Source organism: Bartonella sp. B10834G3 (assembly GCF_016102505.1).
GTDB lineage: Bacteria > Pseudomonadota > Alphaproteobacteria > Rhizobiales > Rhizobiaceae > Bartonella > Bartonella choladocola.
Window position 1 is genome coordinate 788,138 of record NZ_JACFOM010000001.1, and the last position, 19,185, is coordinate 807,322.

Annotated in this window: 10 protein-coding genes; 4 read left to right on the forward strand and 6 right to left on the reverse strand. The window is 44.0% G+C overall.

Annotated features, from left to right (window positions below; translation table 11 throughout):
• Positions 1 to 493: 493 nt before the first annotated feature.
• A complete protein-coding gene (locus tag H3S94_RS03400) occupies positions 494 to 1,414 on the reverse strand; it encodes a glycosyltransferase family 2 protein (protein WP_198240278.1) in 921 nt (306 codons plus the stop codon).
• Positions 1,411 to 2,556, reverse strand: coding sequence for a glycosyltransferase (locus H3S94_RS03405; RefSeq protein ID WP_198240279.1), 1,146 nt, complete (start codon positions 2,554 to 2,556; stop codon positions 1,411 to 1,413). Before H3S94_RS03405 ends, H3S94_RS03400 begins: the two co-directional genes overlap by 4 nt.
• A 466-nt stretch (positions 2,557 to 3,022) precedes the next feature.
• Between H3S94_RS03405 and H3S94_RS03410 the strand changes: the two genes are divergently transcribed.
• From H3S94_RS03410 to H3S94_RS03420, 3 genes are read left to right on the forward strand one after another with little or no spacing between them, the layout of a single operon-like run.
• Complete coding sequence (locus tag H3S94_RS03410) at positions 3,023 to 3,964, forward strand: glycosyltransferase family 2 protein (protein ID WP_198240280.1); 942 nt, start codon at positions 3,023 to 3,025, stop codon at positions 3,962 to 3,964.
• A 12-nt stretch (positions 3,965 to 3,976) separates the two neighbouring features.
• Complete coding sequence (locus H3S94_RS03415) at positions 3,977 to 4,879, forward strand: glycosyltransferase (RefSeq protein ID WP_255520156.1); 903 nt, start codon at positions 3,977 to 3,979, stop codon at positions 4,877 to 4,879.
• A 2-nt stretch (positions 4,880 to 4,881) separates the two neighbouring features.
• The gene (locus tag H3S94_RS03420; protein ID WP_198240282.1) at positions 4,882 to 5,853 is read left to right on the forward strand and encodes a glycosyltransferase; all 972 of its coding nucleotides are present in this window, start codon (positions 4,882 to 4,884) and stop codon (positions 5,851 to 5,853) included.
• A 106-nt stretch (positions 5,854 to 5,959) separates the two neighbouring features.
• Here H3S94_RS03420 and thpR read toward each other — a convergent pair whose 3' ends face one another.
• The 3 genes from thpR to H3S94_RS03435 form a co-directional block, all read right to left on the reverse strand.
• Positions 5,960 to 6,514 carry an RNA 2',3'-cyclic phosphodiesterase gene (gene thpR, locus H3S94_RS03425; protein ID WP_198240482.1) on the reverse strand — a complete coding sequence of 185 codons (555 nt, stop codon included), beginning with the start codon at positions 6,512 to 6,514 and terminating at the stop codon, positions 5,960 to 5,962.
• A gap of 78 nt (positions 6,515 to 6,592) precedes the next feature.
• Positions 6,593 to 11,287 (reverse strand): translocation/assembly module TamB domain-containing protein, encoded by a 4,695-nt coding sequence (locus H3S94_RS03430; protein ID WP_198240283.1) that lies wholly within the window; start codon positions 11,285 to 11,287, stop codon positions 6,593 to 6,595.
• Positions 11,287 to 13,230, reverse strand: coding sequence for an autotransporter assembly complex family protein (locus H3S94_RS03435; protein ID WP_198240483.1), 1,944 nt, complete (start codon positions 13,228 to 13,230; stop codon positions 11,287 to 11,289). Before H3S94_RS03435 ends, H3S94_RS03430 begins: the two co-directional genes overlap by 1 nt.
• Before the next feature lie 363 nt (positions 13,231 to 13,593).
• Between H3S94_RS03435 and H3S94_RS03440 the strand changes: the two genes are divergently transcribed.
• On the forward strand, positions 13,594 to 15,126 hold the full coding sequence (locus tag H3S94_RS03440) for a YifB family Mg chelatase-like AAA ATPase (RefSeq protein ID WP_198240284.1): 1,533 nt from the start codon (positions 13,594 to 13,596) through the stop codon (positions 15,124 to 15,126).
• A 743-nt stretch (positions 15,127 to 15,869) separates the two neighbouring features.
• Here H3S94_RS03440 and H3S94_RS03445 read toward each other — a convergent pair.
• Positions 15,870 to 19,070: an error-prone DNA polymerase gene (locus H3S94_RS03445; RefSeq protein WP_198240285.1), complete on the reverse strand. Its 3,201-nt coding sequence runs from the start codon at positions 19,068 to 19,070 to the stop codon at positions 15,870 to 15,872.
• Between the last annotated feature and the right edge of the window lie 115 nt (positions 19,071 to 19,185).

Genomic DNA, 19,185 nt, shown 5'->3' on the forward strand with positions numbered 1-19,185 from the left:
TTATCTCGGATAGAAGTTGGTTTATTTTTAGATAGCGCCGTAATCCCGTAAAATGTTCTTCAATCAAAAGCTGTGTAACAGATAGGACATGTATAAATTCGTGATTAATCGGATTATAATTTTTTAAAGCAAAAAACGCTAATTGGATATTCTTGAAAATTTGGACTGCTTATCGGATTGAGATCCGAGCAATTTGCCTAGAAATGTTAACTCAATAGTTTCCGTAATTTGCAGAAAATTCACCTTGAACAATAACAATTTGATATATTTTTGTTCAGGAATAATTTTTTCCACAACCGTCATTTAAGAAACATATTACTCTCTGGCTTCTCGAAACACTGTCTGAGCTTAACTCTCGATACCTGTTTTTAACAAATATCAAAAACTACTTATATAGAAAAAAGCTGTAAATTTTTGACAAAAATAAGGAATGCAGTTTTGCTAATTGTCAAAGCGAGCCGACGTCAACCGTTTCAAATTATTTTTTTGAAGCCTAATTGTCTATAAAGCCTGTGCGTTGCAATGCATATCCTAAATCATATAACTCGTTCAGTCGCTGTTCAAAATTGGAGTCCGGTAACGAATTGAATATAGAAGCCCATGTTTTCATATCGGTCGGCAACCGCAAATCACGCCATTCATGATTCATACCGTTAAAATCTATTTTCTGTCTCAGATATTCCTCAACTACTCCTTGAGTTATCCCTTGCCAGAAAATACGTTTAGCCAACCATTTAGGCGACAATCGCCCCTTTGAAATATGGTGGTCAACGACAGAAGCAGGGGAGAAAACCGCTTTCATTCCGTTATAACGGATGACATCAACGACTGCTCCTTCTCCCGAAAGAAGAATAGGACCAATTCTCCCCAAATTTACCGGAAAACGACCGGCTGCATCCAGAGCACTCTTCCAAAATGCTATATTGCCCTCGCAAAGCCACTCGTCACCTTCAATCTCTTTCGTCTGACTGGACCAATTCAAGCATACTGAATAATTTCCGAGCCGATGATCGCTAAGCCAATCAGGACGTGGTACTTCCCAAACAGGCAATAGCTCTCCCCCTACAACTCCGACATCATTTCGCTGGAACGGAAGAAGAAGATTTTCAAGCCAACCACCTCGAAACGTTACATCGTCATCAACAAAGATGGCGATATCGCGATCCATATGTTCCAAACCGAAATTGCGAGCGTGAGACAACCCTACCACAGGTTGGAACAAATATTTCACACCTTGAGATTTATAACCCAGGCATATATTCTTTGTGTCGTCTGACGAATTATTATCAACAACAAGAACCTCGACAAGAGGTTGGCTATAAATAGAAAAAAAGGAATCCAATGTACGTTTCAAACTTCGTGCACGATTGCATGTGCATATAATGATCGTCGCTTTCTTTTCCAATTCAGTCATGTGGATGTAACTTTCCCTAATAGCTTGCGTATAGTTCCTTCAAGCCGCATCATCGGTCTAAAAATTTTCCACGTAATCGTAGATCTTGCATTTTGAAACTTGTGATAATCTTTTATGAGTACCTTGTACGAGACTCCGATCGAAGAAACAAGCTCATCGGCGCTATATTCAGCCGAAATGACATTCATCACATCACTTGCAACACAATCCCCGTTAGGAAATATACGCATGTATCGTTCTTTGTAAATTGGCAGGCTTTCTGCTGATGTTATGAGTTCTCTATGCCGGTCACCCGATAAATAAGAACTCATATTACGCAAACCATATCCGAATTCCAGATGCTGTTCTATTCCCCATTTCTTTCCGAATTCAAGCCATCCGTCCTGTCGATCCCGCAACTTTACATAAGTTGAATTGCTCAAATGTTCATGATTGCAATAGAATTCCGGGGTGTAAGCAACCTTCCAATGACTGTTATATTTCAAATTCAAGTAAAAATCTTCGTGTTCGCCGTTACATTTGAAGCGACTATCCCATTCAATACCGTCTTTAAAAATATCTTTACGCATGACGGCAAAATTCAGGCCAATGTCACATTGAAAAAAGGTATGCCCTGGCGTTTCGTATATGTGTGGTTTTATATAAGAAATAGGAACGGAGCAAAATGTCTTTCTTTCTTTATCAAGATAAATGAATTTTTCATAATAACGTTTCTGAAAATATACCGAGCTACCCGCTTTATGATGGTCAATGACTGCACCCGTGACAATTCCGATTTCCGGAAATTTTTTCAGCGCTTGAAGCGGAATATTGATATCTGTTTCGTCAGTGAATACAAAATCGTCGTCGCACAAAAGTATGAATTTGGTTTTTACAGCCTTTACACACTCATTACGAGCATAGGCGACACCACAATCAAAGGGCAATCGAAGACATTGGGCTTTATTTTTTTTGTAAAAAGACTCCAGTTTTTTTTGATCTCGACTTTGATCCCCAATAATAATTGGAATATCCTGATAAAATTTTCTAACCGAATTAATAAACCGCTCTACCAAATCCGGACGTTCTATCGTTGCACAAATAATAGAGACATCCATAACGCCACCAATACTGGAATTTTGAATATTTTTTTTGCTATTCATGGTTGTTAATTTCGTCTTTGCCTAATTATAGCAATGTTTAATTATAGCAATTCGCGGCTACAGATTTTTTACTATTTTATATGTGACGATGCGAAAAATTGACTAAATTTTTGGCCCTTCCTGATTCGCTTCGACTTATATATCATAGCACATTGGTAAGCAATCAACTGGTGATTGGACATGAGATGGGTAATTTTGTTCTTAACAAAATACTACTTAAGGTTGCATGTTTAATCGTAATTGTCTAGAAGTATTTTTAACGATAACTGATGTTAATCATTCGTAAGCGTTCCAGCACGGCGATCAGAATAAAGCAATAATATATAGCATGACAATAGCATGACAGATGATGGACTCTAATTTTTGCTACATTTACGCCAATATGTTTACATATGATGCTTATTTGAGATAACAGCTCTGATAACGCATATCTTCTTGCGCGGCACTTAAGGAATTAATAAGAAAAATGGTAAAAGTTTCTGTCATAGTACCGGTTTTCAATGTTGAAAATTTCATTGAAAAAACACTTGCATCAATTTGTAATCAGACTTTTTCCAATTTGGAAATTATCGTAATTGATGACGGAAGTAAGGATCGGTCTGGAGAAATTTGTGACCAATATGCTAAAAAAGATTCACGCATCTGCGTTTTTCATCAAAAAAATCAAGGCATAACAAAAACCAGAAATACCGGCATTAGACTGGCAACGGGAGATTATCTCTGTTTTGTGGATTCTGATGATTGGATTTCTGAAAAATTTATAGACGTCCTTGTTGCTGCAAGCGACAGAAACAACGCCGATATTGCTTTTACCAATCATTCGATTGTCCATCATGACAAGTGTTCCTATAGAGAAGACTATCACCAATCTCTTTATACTGAACCTGTTGAAAAAAACGAACTGTTATGCCAGATATTTTTTCCCGCAGTTCATGGGAAAATCTACAGACGTTCTTCGTTGATGAACCGTGAAATCTCATTTCTTGAGCAGAAAGGTTATAACGGATTTGCCGAAGACATTCTTTTCAATTTCGAGGCGCTAAACGGAGCCGAAAAGTTGATTTTTGTTCCCGATGAATATTATTTTTATAATCGCGATAATCCGAATTCGGTTTGCGCTCTTCCTGCCAAACAGAAAGCCAACAATGATGACCGGATGACCGTACTGGCAAAAATTTTTGCGATCGCATCCAAACTGCCTTATCGCCTTGATATATCCCCGACATTGAAAAAAATTGCCGAGCAGCATATCAAATGGGGAAGAAAAGATATGGCCCGCAAATTTATAAAATCGCCCTTTGTTGGCTTGAACGAATCCGAGAAAAACTATCTTCTGGAAATAGCTGCTGACATATCGGGTCAAAAAACCAACTTCGCCAAACGACTAATCAATTTTTTCCGTCGATAAGTAAGGTTCATGATGAAAAAAACATCACAATTGCCCAAGCGTCTTTTTTACGTCTGGTTTGGTGATGATATGCCGGCTGATGTCCATGCCTGTATCCAGACCTGGAAACTTGCCATGCCCGATTATGAGATCATCAAAATTGGAGAAGAAAAATCCAAGTGGTTTGATTTTAAAGCAACACTTGAACAATGCCAATGGTTGAAAGCCGTATATGACCGCAAATTATGGGCCTATGTCTCGGATTATGTGCGTCTCAAAGTTTTGCATGATTATGGTGGCATTTATCTTGATACCGATGTCACTGCGTCAAAAAGTTTTGATCCTTTGACATCTGAATCTTTGTTTATAGGCTTTCAATCACCTACGCAGGTAAATGGTGCTGTTATAGGAGGTATGAAACACCACCCTTTTCTAAAATCTATGCTTGATTATTACGAAAAGAACGAGATCTTCAAAGGACCGCGGCATCTGTTACCAGAGATAATGACATATATCCTGAAGAGGGATTATAACTTTTCTCCATTTGATAGTCGTCGCGTTTCCAAAATAACCCGATTATCGGATATAATCATATACCCGGAAGAAACATTTTACCCGTTCCGCTATGGCGAAAAATTCAGTGATAACTGCCTTACAAAAAATAATTTCAGTATTCATTGGTGGAAAGCAAGTTGGCGAACTGAAGAAGATATGGAATGGCTGAAAACAGGGCGCCTGACTTATTTGGAGAAGCTGAAGCAAGGACGTATTCCCCAACAAGTGACATCATCCTGTCCCAAATGGTTATATCGCGTTAAAAGGAAAAGTTTTGGTGTGAAATATTATATCTTCGGCTTGCCTCTTATTGTCGTGAGAAAACCACGCCACAGAGAATATGTTTATCTTTTTAATACAATTCCTCTTTACGGCAAATAAGAATGGCTCCAGCTATATCAGTTATTATACCGGTTTATAACGTTGCTCCATGGCTGCGTGAATGCCTTGACAGCGTTGTCTCACAATCCTTCACAGACTTGGAAATTATTATTGTTGACGACGGCAGTACTGATGAAAGTCGTCAGATTATTGCCGAATATGCATCCCGCGATAAAAGAATTACCGCTATCCGAAAGCAAAATGGTGGTTTGGGTGCGGCAAGAAACACGGCAATCCCTCTCGCAACCGGTGATTACATTGCTTTTCTTGATTCGGACGATAAAATTCGTCGGGATGCATATGAAAAGCTTTATGAACCGGCAAAAAAATACGATTGCGATATTGTATATTGTCAAACAGCCTATCTTGATGACCAAACCGGCAATATCACCGAGGAAGACAACCAGACCGCACTTCCATTGTTCAAAAAGTTCAGAGGAACACATCATTCCTTTTCTCTTGAGGAAATTGAGCCTGAAAAAATCTTTTCCTATGATTCATTTGTTGTCGCATGGAACAAGATCACCAAACGCTCACTCATCGAAAAAATAAATGCACGTTTTCCTGAAGGTCTTATTTTCGAGGATATGCCGTTTTATTTCAACACGCTATTGAACGCGAAAACGCTTTCTGTGGTCTGGGAACGATTGATATATTATCGTATCAACCGGAAAAATTCGATTATGAATGCCAGCAACAGACAAGGTGAAATTGTCGAGATTTTGCAGACAATTGCGCGTGAATTGCAAGCGACAAAATCCCGCACAGGATATGATTACAAAAATGCATTGAGCCCCTTTGCCTATCAGGAACTCTGTTACAAATTCAAACAGATCGACAGGAATAAACTTGGAAAACAGATTCTCGATCAAATCTTGACGGTTGACGACAGAAAACGCTTTGAACAGGAAATGCTTCGTAAAACATCATTTGTTTCAAAATTGATGTCGAAACTGTCAAGGCACAAAAAGTAGGAACTTGCCACTCAAGGCCGACATTCGCGCGTCGATCGTGTTTATAAACCGCAATGCCGTTCCGGTTTCAGATTCAGTTCCGGTTCCGATAAATTATAAAATTTCTTCATTCAAAAGAGGAAGGCTGTCGGTCGAGCTGCCAATGCTCTTCAACAATATAAGGCCCTCCGCCAATTGACTCATGTGAAGACATCATCACAAAGCGGTTAACCGGAAAATACCCCGTTTCAAAATGGCCATGTGAAGAAAGATAGGGCAATAAATCATCAAGCTTCACCTGTTTGAGGCGAGCAACTGTCACGTGAGGAATATATTTTCCTTTATCCGATTTGAGCCCAAGTCTTTTGGCAATACGATCAATGTCGCTTTGTAAAAGCAAGAGTTCCTCACATGGTTCTACACTTGCATAAATCGAATGCGGTGTTTTTGAACCGAAAACATCAATGCCTTTGAGGCGCAAATTGAAAGACTTTCTTTCAATGTGATCAAGTGCGTGAACGAGTTCGTCAGCCATCTCGTTGTTCATATCGCCGAAGAAGCGCAATGTAATATGATAGTCCTCGACTTCGATGAAACGCGCACCAGGTAAACCGCCACGCAACAGTGACAAGGACAATGCGGCATCATGCGGCACTTCCAATGCGGCAAAAAGTCGGGGCATCATGATTCCTTACGCGTTGTGAGTGACGATGAAACGAACGCCGGAAGGCCATTTCCGGCAAAAACAATATTCCTCGTTTTAATAATCTTTTTCATAGAAAACACCAACACTTGAATCGCCTTGTGCACCAAGTGCGCCTTTGGCTTTCAAGTTTTTGGAAATATCCAGATTGACTGTGCCTTTAGTGTTGCCACCCGAACCGGCTTCGACACCGAGATAGATATTATCGCGAATATAGCGACCGGCTTTAACACCGGTATTCCCCTGTTTATCGGTCACAACATCAAGATCATCGAGACCGGTAGTCGACCGTAAGGAACCGAGAAGCGACGTGTTGGTAACACCGGCAAGTTCAGCAGCAGCAGACGCAAGTTGGGCAATCTGGAATGGTGACAGTTCGCTGATCGAACGGTTGAAAATCAAACGGGCGAGAACTTCGTCCTGAGGCAAAACAGGAACCGAAGTGAAGGAAACATTGAGCGCATTGATCGTACCGCTAACGGTTACCGTCACCGTAATGTCACTTCCTTGCGTGGTCGCAACAAAATTGACTTCAGGATTGAGATTGCCAACGAGTGTCACCGTTCCTTCTGTGAAGGTGAGGCGTTGTGAAAGAATTTCAAACCGGCCCCGCAACATCTGGAAACCGCCGACAGGATGAATATCATTGACCGGACCGAACAAACCGATTTCACCACCCAATTCGACATCAAGCCCCATACCGCGAACAAAAATCTGGTTCGGTGCACGGATATGCAATTTCAACTGGACAACGGAAGGTTTTGCGGGCGTCGTTGCAACTTTCTGTCTACCGGTATCAATTTTTGCGCGTTCAAGCGTTGTTTCAATATCTTTTGTAAGATGTTTATGTTTGACATCAATCAGAGCTGCTCCACCGAAACGATCCGGAACGGTAATTTCAGCCTTTTCGATTGTAAGATCACCACCAATCACCGGATTATTTAAAAGCCCACCCGTCACTGTTAAAGAGCCATCAACGGTAGCAACAACCATTTCGCCATCGCTATAGCGTGTGTGATTGAGGCGAACGGTCATATCGGCGGGCATTCCGGCAGAAAAATCTGTCGAGATAGAACCATTGGCAGAAATTGTGCCGCCAGCAGATGATGAGGCGGTGGCACGATCGAGCACAATACGTTCGCCACTCAAACCGGCATCAACCACAATATTGTTCAGGCGCAAATTGCTTTGCGGATCAATAAAAGTACCATTTGCAAGAGCAAAACGACCATTCAATTCCGGTTTTGTGAAGGAACCTCTGATTGTCGCATCAACATTTGCCGTGCCGGAAATTTGCGTTCCACGTTCGGCAAGGAATTGATTGGCAATTGCCAAGGGAGCAGCACCCTTGACATGAAGATCAATGCCGTCGCCTTTGACCGGAATGCGGCCAGTTGCCGACATATTAAGCCCTTGCGCACCATTTGCAGTGAATTGTTCAAGATTAAGAACATTATTTTCATAACGCGCCTGAGCATTCAAACTGATTGGCGTAAGGCCGTTTTTTGCCAACAGATCGGCTCTCAAGCCTTGGCCTGAAAGATTGAATGTTGCCGTCGGTGCTTTCAACTGTCCGCCGACGTGGGCGTGACCGGAGACGGTTCCACCAAGATTCTGATTGGCAACAAAACCATTTGCCAGAGCAACGGGCAAGTTTTTCAAGCTTATATCAAGATCGAGATTTCCTGCATCCAGCGGTACTTTGCCACTGGCCTCAACATCAAGACCGGAACCGGAAATTCTTGTATCAACATTGACCGATTTGCCATTGGTTCTCCCTTTGGCATCAAGTGCAAATGGTGCGATCTTTTTGTCTTTAAGAAGGCCGATAGACAGACCTTCGCCTTTCATATCAAAGGCAACATCAGGTGTATCCGGCGTTCCTTTTATATCGGCTTGACCGGTTAAAGTACCGGTTGCACGAATATCCGGTTTTACCAGATTGGCAAGTGAAACGGGCAAATGATCCATTTGCAACTCTAAATCAAGTTTTGCTCCGCCATCGCCTTTAATCGAAAATTTCCCGCCATTGACATCCAATATCAAAGGCGAAATCCGATAACTATCGTCAAACAAAATCACCGAAGCCGGATTTGTAAGCTTTGCATGAACCGTATCCTGCGTAACGTTCAAAGAATCCAGCGCGATCGTCAGCCGCCGATTATCCCCTTGACCGTTTTGCACTTCATCCCCGTTTGCTGGAGGGTAGATCAAGAGACCGGAAAGGTCGGCCTTGATATTGTTCTGGACATCCGCAGAAACCTGGAAAGCGGTTTTTCCATCCATATCTTTTGCTGTCGCTTTTATCGTATTGACGACAAAATTGGCAGCACGAATATCCGAAGCATTGACAAAACCATTGACACGGAAAGCGCCTTTCGGGTCATCGAGCGTCAAATTCATATCAAGGCTTTCAACATGATTTTCACCAAAAACCAGTTTGTCGACGTGGGCTTTCAGACGACCGCTCTGTTTTCCTTCACTTTCGCTTAAATTAAAGTCACCCGTCATACTGCCATGACCGTCGGTGAGCAAAAGCGCACTCAATGTTGAAATATCGCGTGCATCGATATGGATATTGCCGTCAATCAGTCCTTCAAGATTTTGCTTCAGATTACCGTTCACATGGGTTTCACCGACGAGAATGTCGAGATTATTCAGACTTTTGAACCGGTCATTATCGGAAAAACTTCCGCTTAGCTTGAGTTTCTCGCCCCCGAAAAAGCCGGTACCGTCTACAGAACCGCTCAAATAAGTGGCGACAGGAGAGGTGTTATCAAGAACGGCATTGGCAAAAATTGCCGTATCCTGCATTTTCTGGCCTGATAAAGTTGCTTCTTTTATCTTCGCCCCAAGACTTAAAGCAACAAGACGGTTATGACCACGGGCAGCACCCTGCAATTCAACGGCTCCATGCATACGGGAATTCACAAGATTAAGGTCGGAAAGCGCAAGCTGATAGTCCATATCGGCTTCATCACTCGAGAAGCTGCCATTGGCTTCAAGTTTGATATGGTTGTTACCAAGCTGAAATTGGCGTGTTGTAATTCCGGTTTCGTCGCGTTTGAGGCCGCCCGATAGTCTTACATCGCCAGCCAACAAACGATCAAGCGTCTCATTGCCGGTTTTCAAAGCCACAGTTTTTCCGGAAAGGTCAAGATCGAAAGAACCACCGACAAGGCCGATGATACCATTTGCCTCAATATCGGCTGCCCCCGAAAGCGGTTTTCCGCTTAACATTGCCAAAGGTTCCAATGTATCGGCTTGAATGCCGAGATTTCCCTTGAATTGAAGCTTCTCGACCTGCCCCTTCAGCCATAAAGTGAGCCCGTTAGCGGAAAGATTGACAGTGCGTATAGTCACCGGCTGACGGGCGAGAATATCGGCATCGACTTTCAAATTGACCAATTTTCCCAAGGCATCCGAAATCTTGCTCTTCGGCGTTGCCATGCCGTTGATTGCGCCGCTGATCTGCAACCCGACATGACGATTATTCACATCATCGAGATTTTCGGCATCCCCGCCCATATCAACAGTAATATCATGGGCAATGAAATTTTCGTTTGCAAAATTATTGACGATAAATTGCCCACTCCACATTGAGCTTTCATTGCGCCCATAATCAATATTAAGAGCTATATTATCGGCACGTGTCTTGCCTCCGGCGACAGGCAAAATAATTGCCTCACCTGTTTGCGCTTTGACTGATGCTTTGACCGCCAAACGGCGCAAAAAACCATCCGACAATGTTTCTGCATTTGCCGCTATATGAACGCCCTCACCATTGATCGAAAATTTGTCAAGGCGAAAACCGCCGTCCTTTTTCAGCAAAGCTGCCAATTCAAGCTCTGTCCTTGCCCCGAAAAATGCCCGATATTCGTCCGGCATCAAAAGGACAATTGGCCCCGACAGGTTAACATTTATCGATTTTCCGCTTTCTGTGCCCTGAAGCTTGAATTTGCCATTTAATACCGGATCGGCACCGGCTTTCATAGAAAGACCAAGCTCGAAATTATCAAGCGGTCCTTCGCCTTTTGCTATCAAAGCAACAGAGGGGCGATTTTTTATTTTTAAAAGATTGGCAACAATGCCGTTTTCCGGCTCCGAGACTTCAATATCGATTTTTGCCTTATTGGTGCTGTTGGAAATATCGGCCAACACGTCGAAATTGCCGGGCTTGTCCAGACGTTTCATAACAAGTCGGGCTGCGAGATCACCATCGGCAAGGGTTATACCGCCTTGCAACGACACTTCGGAAGGAAGATTGAATAGTGGCTCTCCGAATGCAACTGTCTTTGCATCAAGCGATTTGATGCTTATTGCAACTGGCAAGTCCGGTATAGAAAAACCCTTGGACTGTGGGCTTGGTGCCGAAGTATCAGGCAAAGGTTTTCTGAAAATATCAATTTTTTCGGCTGACAATTCGTTAATAGATACTTGTCCGCGTAATAGTGCCAAACGATTCCAGTCAAGCTTGGCATTGGTGATCTTGAGCCAGACGCCTTGTCGATCGGCAATCGTAATCGAGCCGATTGTGGCATTCGACGACAAAGCCCCTTCAATATCGGCAAAACGGATTTGCCGGTTGGGTGAGGAAATCTTGCTTTCAATAAATGACAAAACCCACGACTTTTCGGCCGCAGCCGTATCATGACCGGCGGGTGAAGAAGTCTCGGCAAAGCTTGCCGTCAAGCCTGCAAAGATCAGGAACAATGCGGTCATAAAAGCTGAAAGTGAAAAATTTTTCATCATCAGAACGCCTGCCCTATGCCAACATAAAAACCGAGATCGGGGTCACCGACCGCACCATCAAGAGGTGCTGCCACATCAAAACGCAATGGTCCGAGCCCTGTCATATAACGAACACCAATACCGGCACCGACTTTGGTATTTTCGGAAAAATCCGGTGTGGAATCAGCCCCCACAACACCGGCATCGACAAAACCGACGAGACCGATTGTATCGGTCACCATTGTGCGCAGTTCCGCCGACCCTTCGACAAGTGAACGGCCACCAATTGTATCGTGCGTATCGGTTCTGATACCGATATTGCGGTAGCCATAGCCACGTACCGAACCACCGCCACCGGCAAAGAAGAGCATATCGGAGGGGATTTCGCGCGCTTCCGGACCGGTGATCGAACCGATCTTTGCCCGCGTTGCAATGACATAGCGATCTTTTGCATCAAGTGAAAAATAGGAACGGCCTTCCAATGTCATCTTGCCGATAAAGTTTCCATAATGAATTTCGTAAATCGGTTCCAGAACAGCTTCGCCATAAAGACCATGTTTCGGATTGGATTTGTTGTCACGGCTGTCATAGAGCAAACCTCCCAAAAATCCGACTGTTGTAAAATCGCGATTGCCGAAATAATCGTCTTCCGATTTGGTTTGGGCGGCATTGAAATAAAGACGTCCGGATAATTCGTCGCTAAAAATTTGCGTTAAACCGAGCTGTCCAGTAATGCCTGTGGTTGTATAATTATCAAGAACTTCACGTTGCCCTTTGAGGCTTGCGACAAAATCGGTGTCAGGCGTAATAATACCCGGACGGGTGAAAGTCGTTCCTAACAGATAACTGAAATTTTTCGGATTATACGAATCATCCTGACTGCCGCCAATGCCGCTAATCTTGGCATCAAAACGCAAGCGTTCCGCATGACCGAACAGATCTCTGTGCATCCAATAGGCTTCAAGGCCTGCGCCATCAAGTGTTGAATAGCTGCCGCCAACGCCGAAACGATGGAGTGGCCGTTCTTGCACCGTAAGATTGAGCGGCAAACTGCCATCAGCCTTGATCTTGTCTGCTTCCCTTACATTGGCAGCACGAAATACATCAAGCCGCGCAAGCCGCTTATTGGCCTTGGCAATATCATCGGGGTCATATTCCTGCCCCTCTTTTAATCCTGTCATCCATGCAACATAGGCTGAATCCATGCGCGGTTTTTCGCTGACGTTTTTAACTGTCAAGGGACCATAATGTGCCTTTTGACCGGGCAGAACCTCGATATTGGAATCGACAGTGCGACTGGCATGATCGGCAACCACATCACGATTTTTTACGCTAGCCTTGGCGTAACCCTGCTGGCGCCAGCCCTCGATGGCTAGCTGTTCCGCCTTGAAGACCGAACCCGATTTTGCAACATCCCCTGACGCATATCCTGAATCGGCCGGAAGAGGAACTTTGTCTTTTTTGTCGTCGGTTTTTGGCGCGAGATCATGAACGCTTGCAACACCGAAATGATATTGCGGTCCGGTATCAATTGTGATGACAATGTCGGATTGGTCGGGCAATTCTGTATCTGGTCGAATATTGGCTGCTTCTGCGCCATTTACAGCAATGCTGATTGTTCCCCCGTAATAACCATCGGCATAAAGGGCTGCCAGAATTTTCCTGTAATCACCGCGCGCTTTGGCCAAAAGTCCTGCAGAACCGGAGGCAGCTTTATCTTCATCCTCGACAAGTGAAGACGCTGCCTTGACAATTTTTACGCCCGCTTCCGGTGCATTCGGAGCATTGGTCACTTTAACTTTATAATGTTTGGGAACACCGATAACGTCGGAATTTTTGTCGGTCTGGTCTTTCTTTCCCCATAAATGGATACCGAAAAGATCAAAAGCAGTTGCTGCTTGCGGGTAAGAAAAAGCGAGTGCAAAACAGGCTCCGAAAGCGACAAAAGCGCTTCCCCTCTTCAACCTCGACTTTGTACTCGTTGTTACCAAAACACTTAACTCTTTATCGCAAAACTCTGAAATTGACCCGTTTATTCACCGAATATAGCGCCCCATAGTTCCGATTCCACGTTTTTGCCGACGGCAACAGACAAACATCACCTGATGTTTTAAATATGTCTTTTTCTTCGATACCATAGGTTCTTGTCTATTCATACACAACCAAACATGATTTTGCTTCATTTTCGTCAAGGAAGTGTTAAGCGTCAATTTTCAACAGGATATAAAAACAACTATAAATTTATTATTTGTTCATGAAATGTTCTTGATTTTCACTAAAAATAATGGTTGTCTCATTTTGATACAACTCACATGAGAACAAGACAAATGGTTGCACGTATTACGACTGTTGCCTTTTCCGGCATTGACGCTTTACCTGTTGATGTTCAGGTTATGATTGCCAATGGTAAAATGGGGATGTCGATTGTCGGCCTTGCCGACAAGGCGGTTGCAGAAAGTCGCGAACGCGTGCAGGCAGCACTTCATGCCTGTGGTTTATCCATGCCGATCAAACGGATTACTGTCAATCTTGCACCGGCCGATTTACCCAAAGAAGGTTCGCATTATGATCTGCCGATAGCCGTCGGGCTTATGGTCGGAATGGGGCTTTTACCCCCTGAAATCGGGCAAAAATACGTTGTCATGGGTGAATTGGGGCTGGATGGTTCTATCGCACCGGTGAGCGGTGTCTTGCCCGCAGCCATGACCGCTGTCGCTTCCGATAAGGGGCTGATCTGCCCCGAAAAATGTGGGCCGGAAGCCGCCTGGGCAGGATCCGACATCGACATTTTAGCTCCTTCAAGTTTGCTTGCTCTGGTCAATCATTTCAAAGGTTCGCAATTTCTTTCGCCGCCACAGCCACGCCAATATATTGTTCAGAATAATTTGCCTGATCTTGCCGACATAAAGGGGCAAAATGCCGCCAAACGTGCACTCGAAGTTGCCGCTGCCGGACGCCATAATTTGTTGTTTGTCGGCCCTCCCGGAGCTGGCAAATCCATGTTGGCCGAGCGTTTACCTTCCATTTTACCGCCGCTCGATGCCCGTGAACTTCTTGATGTTTCGCTGATTGCCTCGATTGCCGGAGAAACAACGAACGGTTCTGTTTCCATTCATCGGCCTTTCCGTGCGCCCCACCATTCGGCATCCATGGCCGCTATGGTCGGCGGTGGCATTAAAGCGCGCCCCGGTGAAGTTTCACTTGCCCATAATGGTGTGTTGTTTCTCGACGAGTTTCCCGAATTTTCGCCACAGGTTCTCGATTCTTTGCGCCAGCCGCTTGAAAGCGGAGAATGCGTTGTTGCGCGTGCCAACCGGCATGTCAGCTATCCGGCGCGTATCCAGCTTGTAGCTGCCATGAACCCTTGTCGTTGTGGTATGGCAGGAGAACCGGGGCATGTTTGCGCCAAAGGCCCGAAATGCCAGCTTGATTATCAGGCACGCATTTCCGGACCATTACTCGACCGCATAGATTTGCGTATTGATGTGCCGGCCTTATCGGCACTTGAACTTATCAAACCGGCAGAAGCCGAACCAAGCCGCATTGTCGCCGAGCGCGTTAGAAAAGCACGAGATATACAGAGTAAAAGATATGCAGAACTGGGAATACCCCAAATCCGCACCAACGGCGATTGTCCTGCAAATCTGATCGAAAAAGTTGCTGTTCTTGATAGTGCCGCAACAATATTATTACAAACGATAAGCGAAAAAATGCGCCTTTCAGCGCGCGCCTACCATCGTGTCCTGAAAGTTGCTCGTACGATTGCCGATCTTGACGGTGAGACGCATCTTACCAAACGCCATCTTGCCGAAGCAGTTTCCTATCGTTTGGGAAACGAGCGACTTGCAGCCGTTGCCTGAATTATTTTCTGAAATGTTCCAATATTACTGAATATGTTGCATGAAATATTGATGAAGTAAAAGACTATCATTTGTGACTATGATGGTCTGTGCCACTACACATTCATCCGTTTTAAAACATCATAACAATCTTCCTGAATTTTTCAGAAAACAAATAAAATTTATGAGAAGAAGTGGTTTTAGTGCCGGTGCAAGTTTTTGAATGTTTCGATCAGAAACAGAAAATTGCCTGCACCATAATTCAAAACATTTGCACTACAATGCTTGAGGCAAACCGGATTTATGTAACCGCATTTATATAAATTTGCGGTATTCCGATTTTACCTGAAAAGATAATTAACCTATAATAAAATTATTAAAAAATTAAATTTCATTACAATTAAAAATAACGTCAATATGAAAAATAACTTAAATATAACAATAATTATATATGTTAATTAAAATTTTAAATAAATAAAACAAATTTATTTAAAATTATAATAATTAGAAAATTGAAATTTTATATAAAATATTCATTTCTAATATGATAAAAAACTTACATTTTTTTCTTCAATATCCCATCATGAAAAACCGAAGAATTGAAGATTAACCGATAAACGGACTTTCACCTATTCAAGTCATGACAATGGTTTTCTCTCAATCCTGCAAAAAGCAGGAGCGAAATTTCTCAAATATTAAAATTTCGCAGATATTTCGCAGATATAAAGACAGTAGCATTATCGAAGACGGGTTGGACGAAAGTTTTAATGGAAATCGCGGGATTTTGGCAGAGCACGGAACTGACGGGGATGGCGGGCCACAGGTTCGCTTTCAATTGCTGCAAAATGTTCGGGAATTTCGCTCAGATTGATAATGTCCATACTTCTATCTTCTATATGGGAGGCAACAAGATGGGTAACACCGGAAGAATCGCGTTGTATTTTACCTGTTATCAATAGGAGTTTTCCCCCCATGACCTCGCGGCGAAAGCGCAACATTATTTTTGGCCAGACAACAATATTGGCAATGCCGCTTTCATCTTCCATTGTCAAAAAGACCACACCTTTGGCGCTGCCGGGCTTTTGCCGGACTGTAACAATACCGGCTATTGTTGCAGAAGATCCACCTGCAATTTCCATTGCCTCATGACAGGTAAGCACACCCTTTTTCACAAGGTCATTTCGCAAAAAACTGACCGGATGGGCTTTGAGCGACAGTCGCGTTGTTTCATAATCGGTAATAACATGTTCGCTCAATTTCATCGGCGTAAAGATAAGCGGCTCTTCTTCACCGAGATCGGATTGTTGTGCTGCCGCAAATAATGGCAAATTTCCATGATCGGGCAAACGGCGCACTGCCCATAAAGCCGAGCGCCGCTCTTTATTGATACTTAAGAAACAATCGGCATCGGCAAGAAGTTCAAAGGCGCGTTTTGGTAGCACCACCCGACGATGCAATTCTTCAATCGAAGAAAACGACCCTTCGGCCTGTTGAAGTTCGATTCTTTTTCCCCATTCAATGGCAAAACCGCTGATTTGGCGAAATCCCAATCGCAAAGAAAAACCATTGCCGTTTTTTTCCAGACAATGGTCATAATGGCTATGATTGACGTCGACTGGCAAAACCTCGACACCGTGATTGCGGGCATCCCGAATAATCTGGGCGGGGGCATAAAATCCCATAGGTTGGGAATTAAGAAGAGCAGTCGCGAAAATTTCCGGATGATGACATTTGAGCCAAGCCGAAACATAAACAAGGTGGGCAAAGCTTGCGGCATGGCTTTCAGGAAAACCATATTCACCGAAACCTTCAATCTGCTTGAAACAATTTTCGGCAAAATCGCGCTTGTAACCTCGCCTGACCATTCCCTCGACCATTTTTGCCTGCATGGTATGAATGGTTCCAACCCGCCGGAATGTTGCCATGGCACGACGCAAAAGATTGGCTTCATCGGGAGTAAATTTGGCGGCTTCTATGGCAATGCGCATTGCCTGTTCCTGAAAAAGTGGCACGCCCAAGGTTTTCCCCAGAACACGTTGCAATTCGTCAGGCGGGCCGAATTGTGGTGAAGGTGAGGGATAAACAACTTTTTCCATATGGTTGCGACGGCGCAAATAGGGGTGCACCATATCGCCCTGTATCGGGCCGGGGCGGACAATAGCCACTTCAATGACCAGATCGTAAAATTGTTTCGGTTTCAATCGCGGCAACATGTTCATTTGTGCCCGGCTTTCAACCTGAAAAACTCCGATTGAATCGCCTTTCGACAACATTTTATAGACGCTTTCGTCTTCCCGCGGCACATCATGCAAGCCAAGGCTGATATTTTTATGACGTTTCAAAAGATCAAAAGCTTTGCGGATCAAGGTCAACATCCCCAAAGACAAAATATCGACCTTCATCAATTTGACAGTGTCGATGTCATCTTTATCCCACTCGATGAAGCTGCGGTCTTTCATGGCAGCAGGGCCGATCGGTACGGTTTCGTCAAGCCTTTGCTCAGTCAAAACAAAACCGCCGACATGCTGTGACAAATGCCTTGGAAAGCCGACCAATTCATGAGCAAGACGTACCGTCAGACCAATCATCCGGTTTGTCGGGTCGAGTCCTCTTTGAGCAATCTCTTCATCGCTCACTTTTTTACCGGACGTGCCCCAGACAGTCGAGGCAATCGCTCCTATAATATCTTCGCTCAAGCCCAAAGCTTTGCCGACATCACGAATGGCACTGCGACTGCGATAACAGATGACCGTTGCAACAATTGCAGCTCTATGGCGACCATAACGGCGATAGATATATTGCATCACTTCTTCGCGCCGCTCATGCTCGAAATCGACATCAATATCGGGTGGCTCGTTACGTTCTTCGGAAATAAACCGTTCAAACAACAGATCAATCTGTTGCGGATTGACATTGGTAATGCCCAAACAGAAACATACTGCCGAATTAGCGGCCGAACCGCGCCCCTGACAAAGAATGCCTTGTGATTTTGCAAAACTGACAATGTCATAAACAGTCAGAAAATAAGGAGCATAGCGAAGCTTCTTGATAAGCTTCAATTCTTTTTCCAGAAGTGGTTTTACACTGTCATAAGCTGTTTTTGGAAACCTTTCAGCCATGCCTTTCCAGGTCAATTCTTCCAGATAGGATTGGGGCGTTTTACCGGCAGGAACCGGCTCGTCCGGATAGGAATAGGAAAGGTCATCAAGTGAAAAGGAAATGGGAGCTACAAAATCCTGTTGCGTCTTGATTGCTCCGGAAAAATTCCGATAAAGCCGTTCTATTTCTTTCACCGGCTTCAGATATTTTTCGCTATTGGCTTGAAGCACAAATCCGGCTTCGTCAATTGTTTTATGAAGGCGGATTGCTGTCAGAATATCTTGTAAAATGCGCCTTTCTTCACTGTGATAGAGAATATCGGCAGCAGCAATGAGGCCGACGTTAAAGTTTTTGGCCATTGTTGCCAGATATTCGCCATAGCGGGCATCCTTGCCGGTAAAATTCATCGGCAAACCCAGAAAGACTTGCCCCTTTGCCACCTGTTGCAAATTTTTCAACGTGTCTTCCAGTTTTTCGCCATCTGTAACAATGATCTGGAAACCGCGCGCACGAAACAAAAAATCTTCAAACTTTAATTGGCAGGCTCCTTTTTCGCCGGATTTTGCTTTTCCTTCACTCAACATCCGGCACAACATGCCATAAGCTTTTCTGTCTCGTGGATAGACAACAAGATCCGGCGTTCCATCCGAAAACACCAGCCGGCAACCGACAAGATAGCGGAATGAAGGGTCAAGTTTTAAAACTTCCCGTGCCATGGCAAATCCGCGAACCACACCGGCCAATGTGTTTTCATCGGCAATGCCGATGCCGGCATAGTGGAGACGTGCCGCCTCGCCCACCAGCTCTTCGGGATGGGAAGCGCCTTTTAAAAACGAAAAATTGCTTCTTACAGACAATGCAAACATGTTGACGCCTTATTTTGTCCGGTCGTTTCTTGGCGGAAAGATTTTTTTGCCCGACGTAAAGACAAGTTTTTCAAAAAACCGGACTTTCTGGTAGAGAACAAAAACCAACGCATAA

What these genes read in the sequence shown, in the direction of transcription:
- H3S94_RS03400 (WP_198240278.1), bottom strand. Translation starts at nt 1,414, where the DNA reads ATGACTGAATTGGAAAAGAAAGCGACGATCATTATATGCACATGCAAT.
- H3S94_RS03405 (WP_198240279.1), bottom strand. Translation starts at nt 2,556, where the DNA reads ATGAATAGCAAAAAAAATATTCAAAATTCCAGTATTGGTGGCGTTATG.
- H3S94_RS03410 (WP_198240280.1), top strand. Translation starts at nt 3,023, where the DNA reads ATGGTAAAAGTTTCTGTCATAGTACCGGTTTTCAATGTTGAAAATTTC.
- H3S94_RS03415 (WP_255520156.1), top strand. Translation starts at nt 3,977, where the DNA reads ATGAAAAAAACATCACAATTGCCCAAGCGTCTTTTTTACGTCTGGTTT.
- H3S94_RS03420 (WP_198240282.1), top strand. Translation starts at nt 4,882, where the DNA reads ATGGCTCCAGCTATATCAGTTATTATACCGGTTTATAACGTTGCTCCA.
- thpR (WP_198240482.1), bottom strand. Translation starts at nt 6,514, where the DNA reads ATGCCCCGACTTTTTGCCGCATTGGAAGTGCCGCATGATGCCGCATTG.
- H3S94_RS03430 (WP_198240283.1), bottom strand. Translation starts at nt 11,287, where the DNA reads ATGATGAAAAATTTTTCACTTTCAGCTTTTATGACCGCATTGTTCCTG.
- H3S94_RS03440 (WP_198240284.1), top strand. Translation starts at nt 13,594, where the DNA reads ATGGTTGCACGTATTACGACTGTTGCCTTTTCCGGCATTGACGCTTTA.
- H3S94_RS03445 (WP_198240285.1), bottom strand. Translation starts at nt 19,070, where the DNA reads ATGTTTGCATTGTCTGTAAGAAGCAATTTTTCGTTTTTAAAAGGCGCT.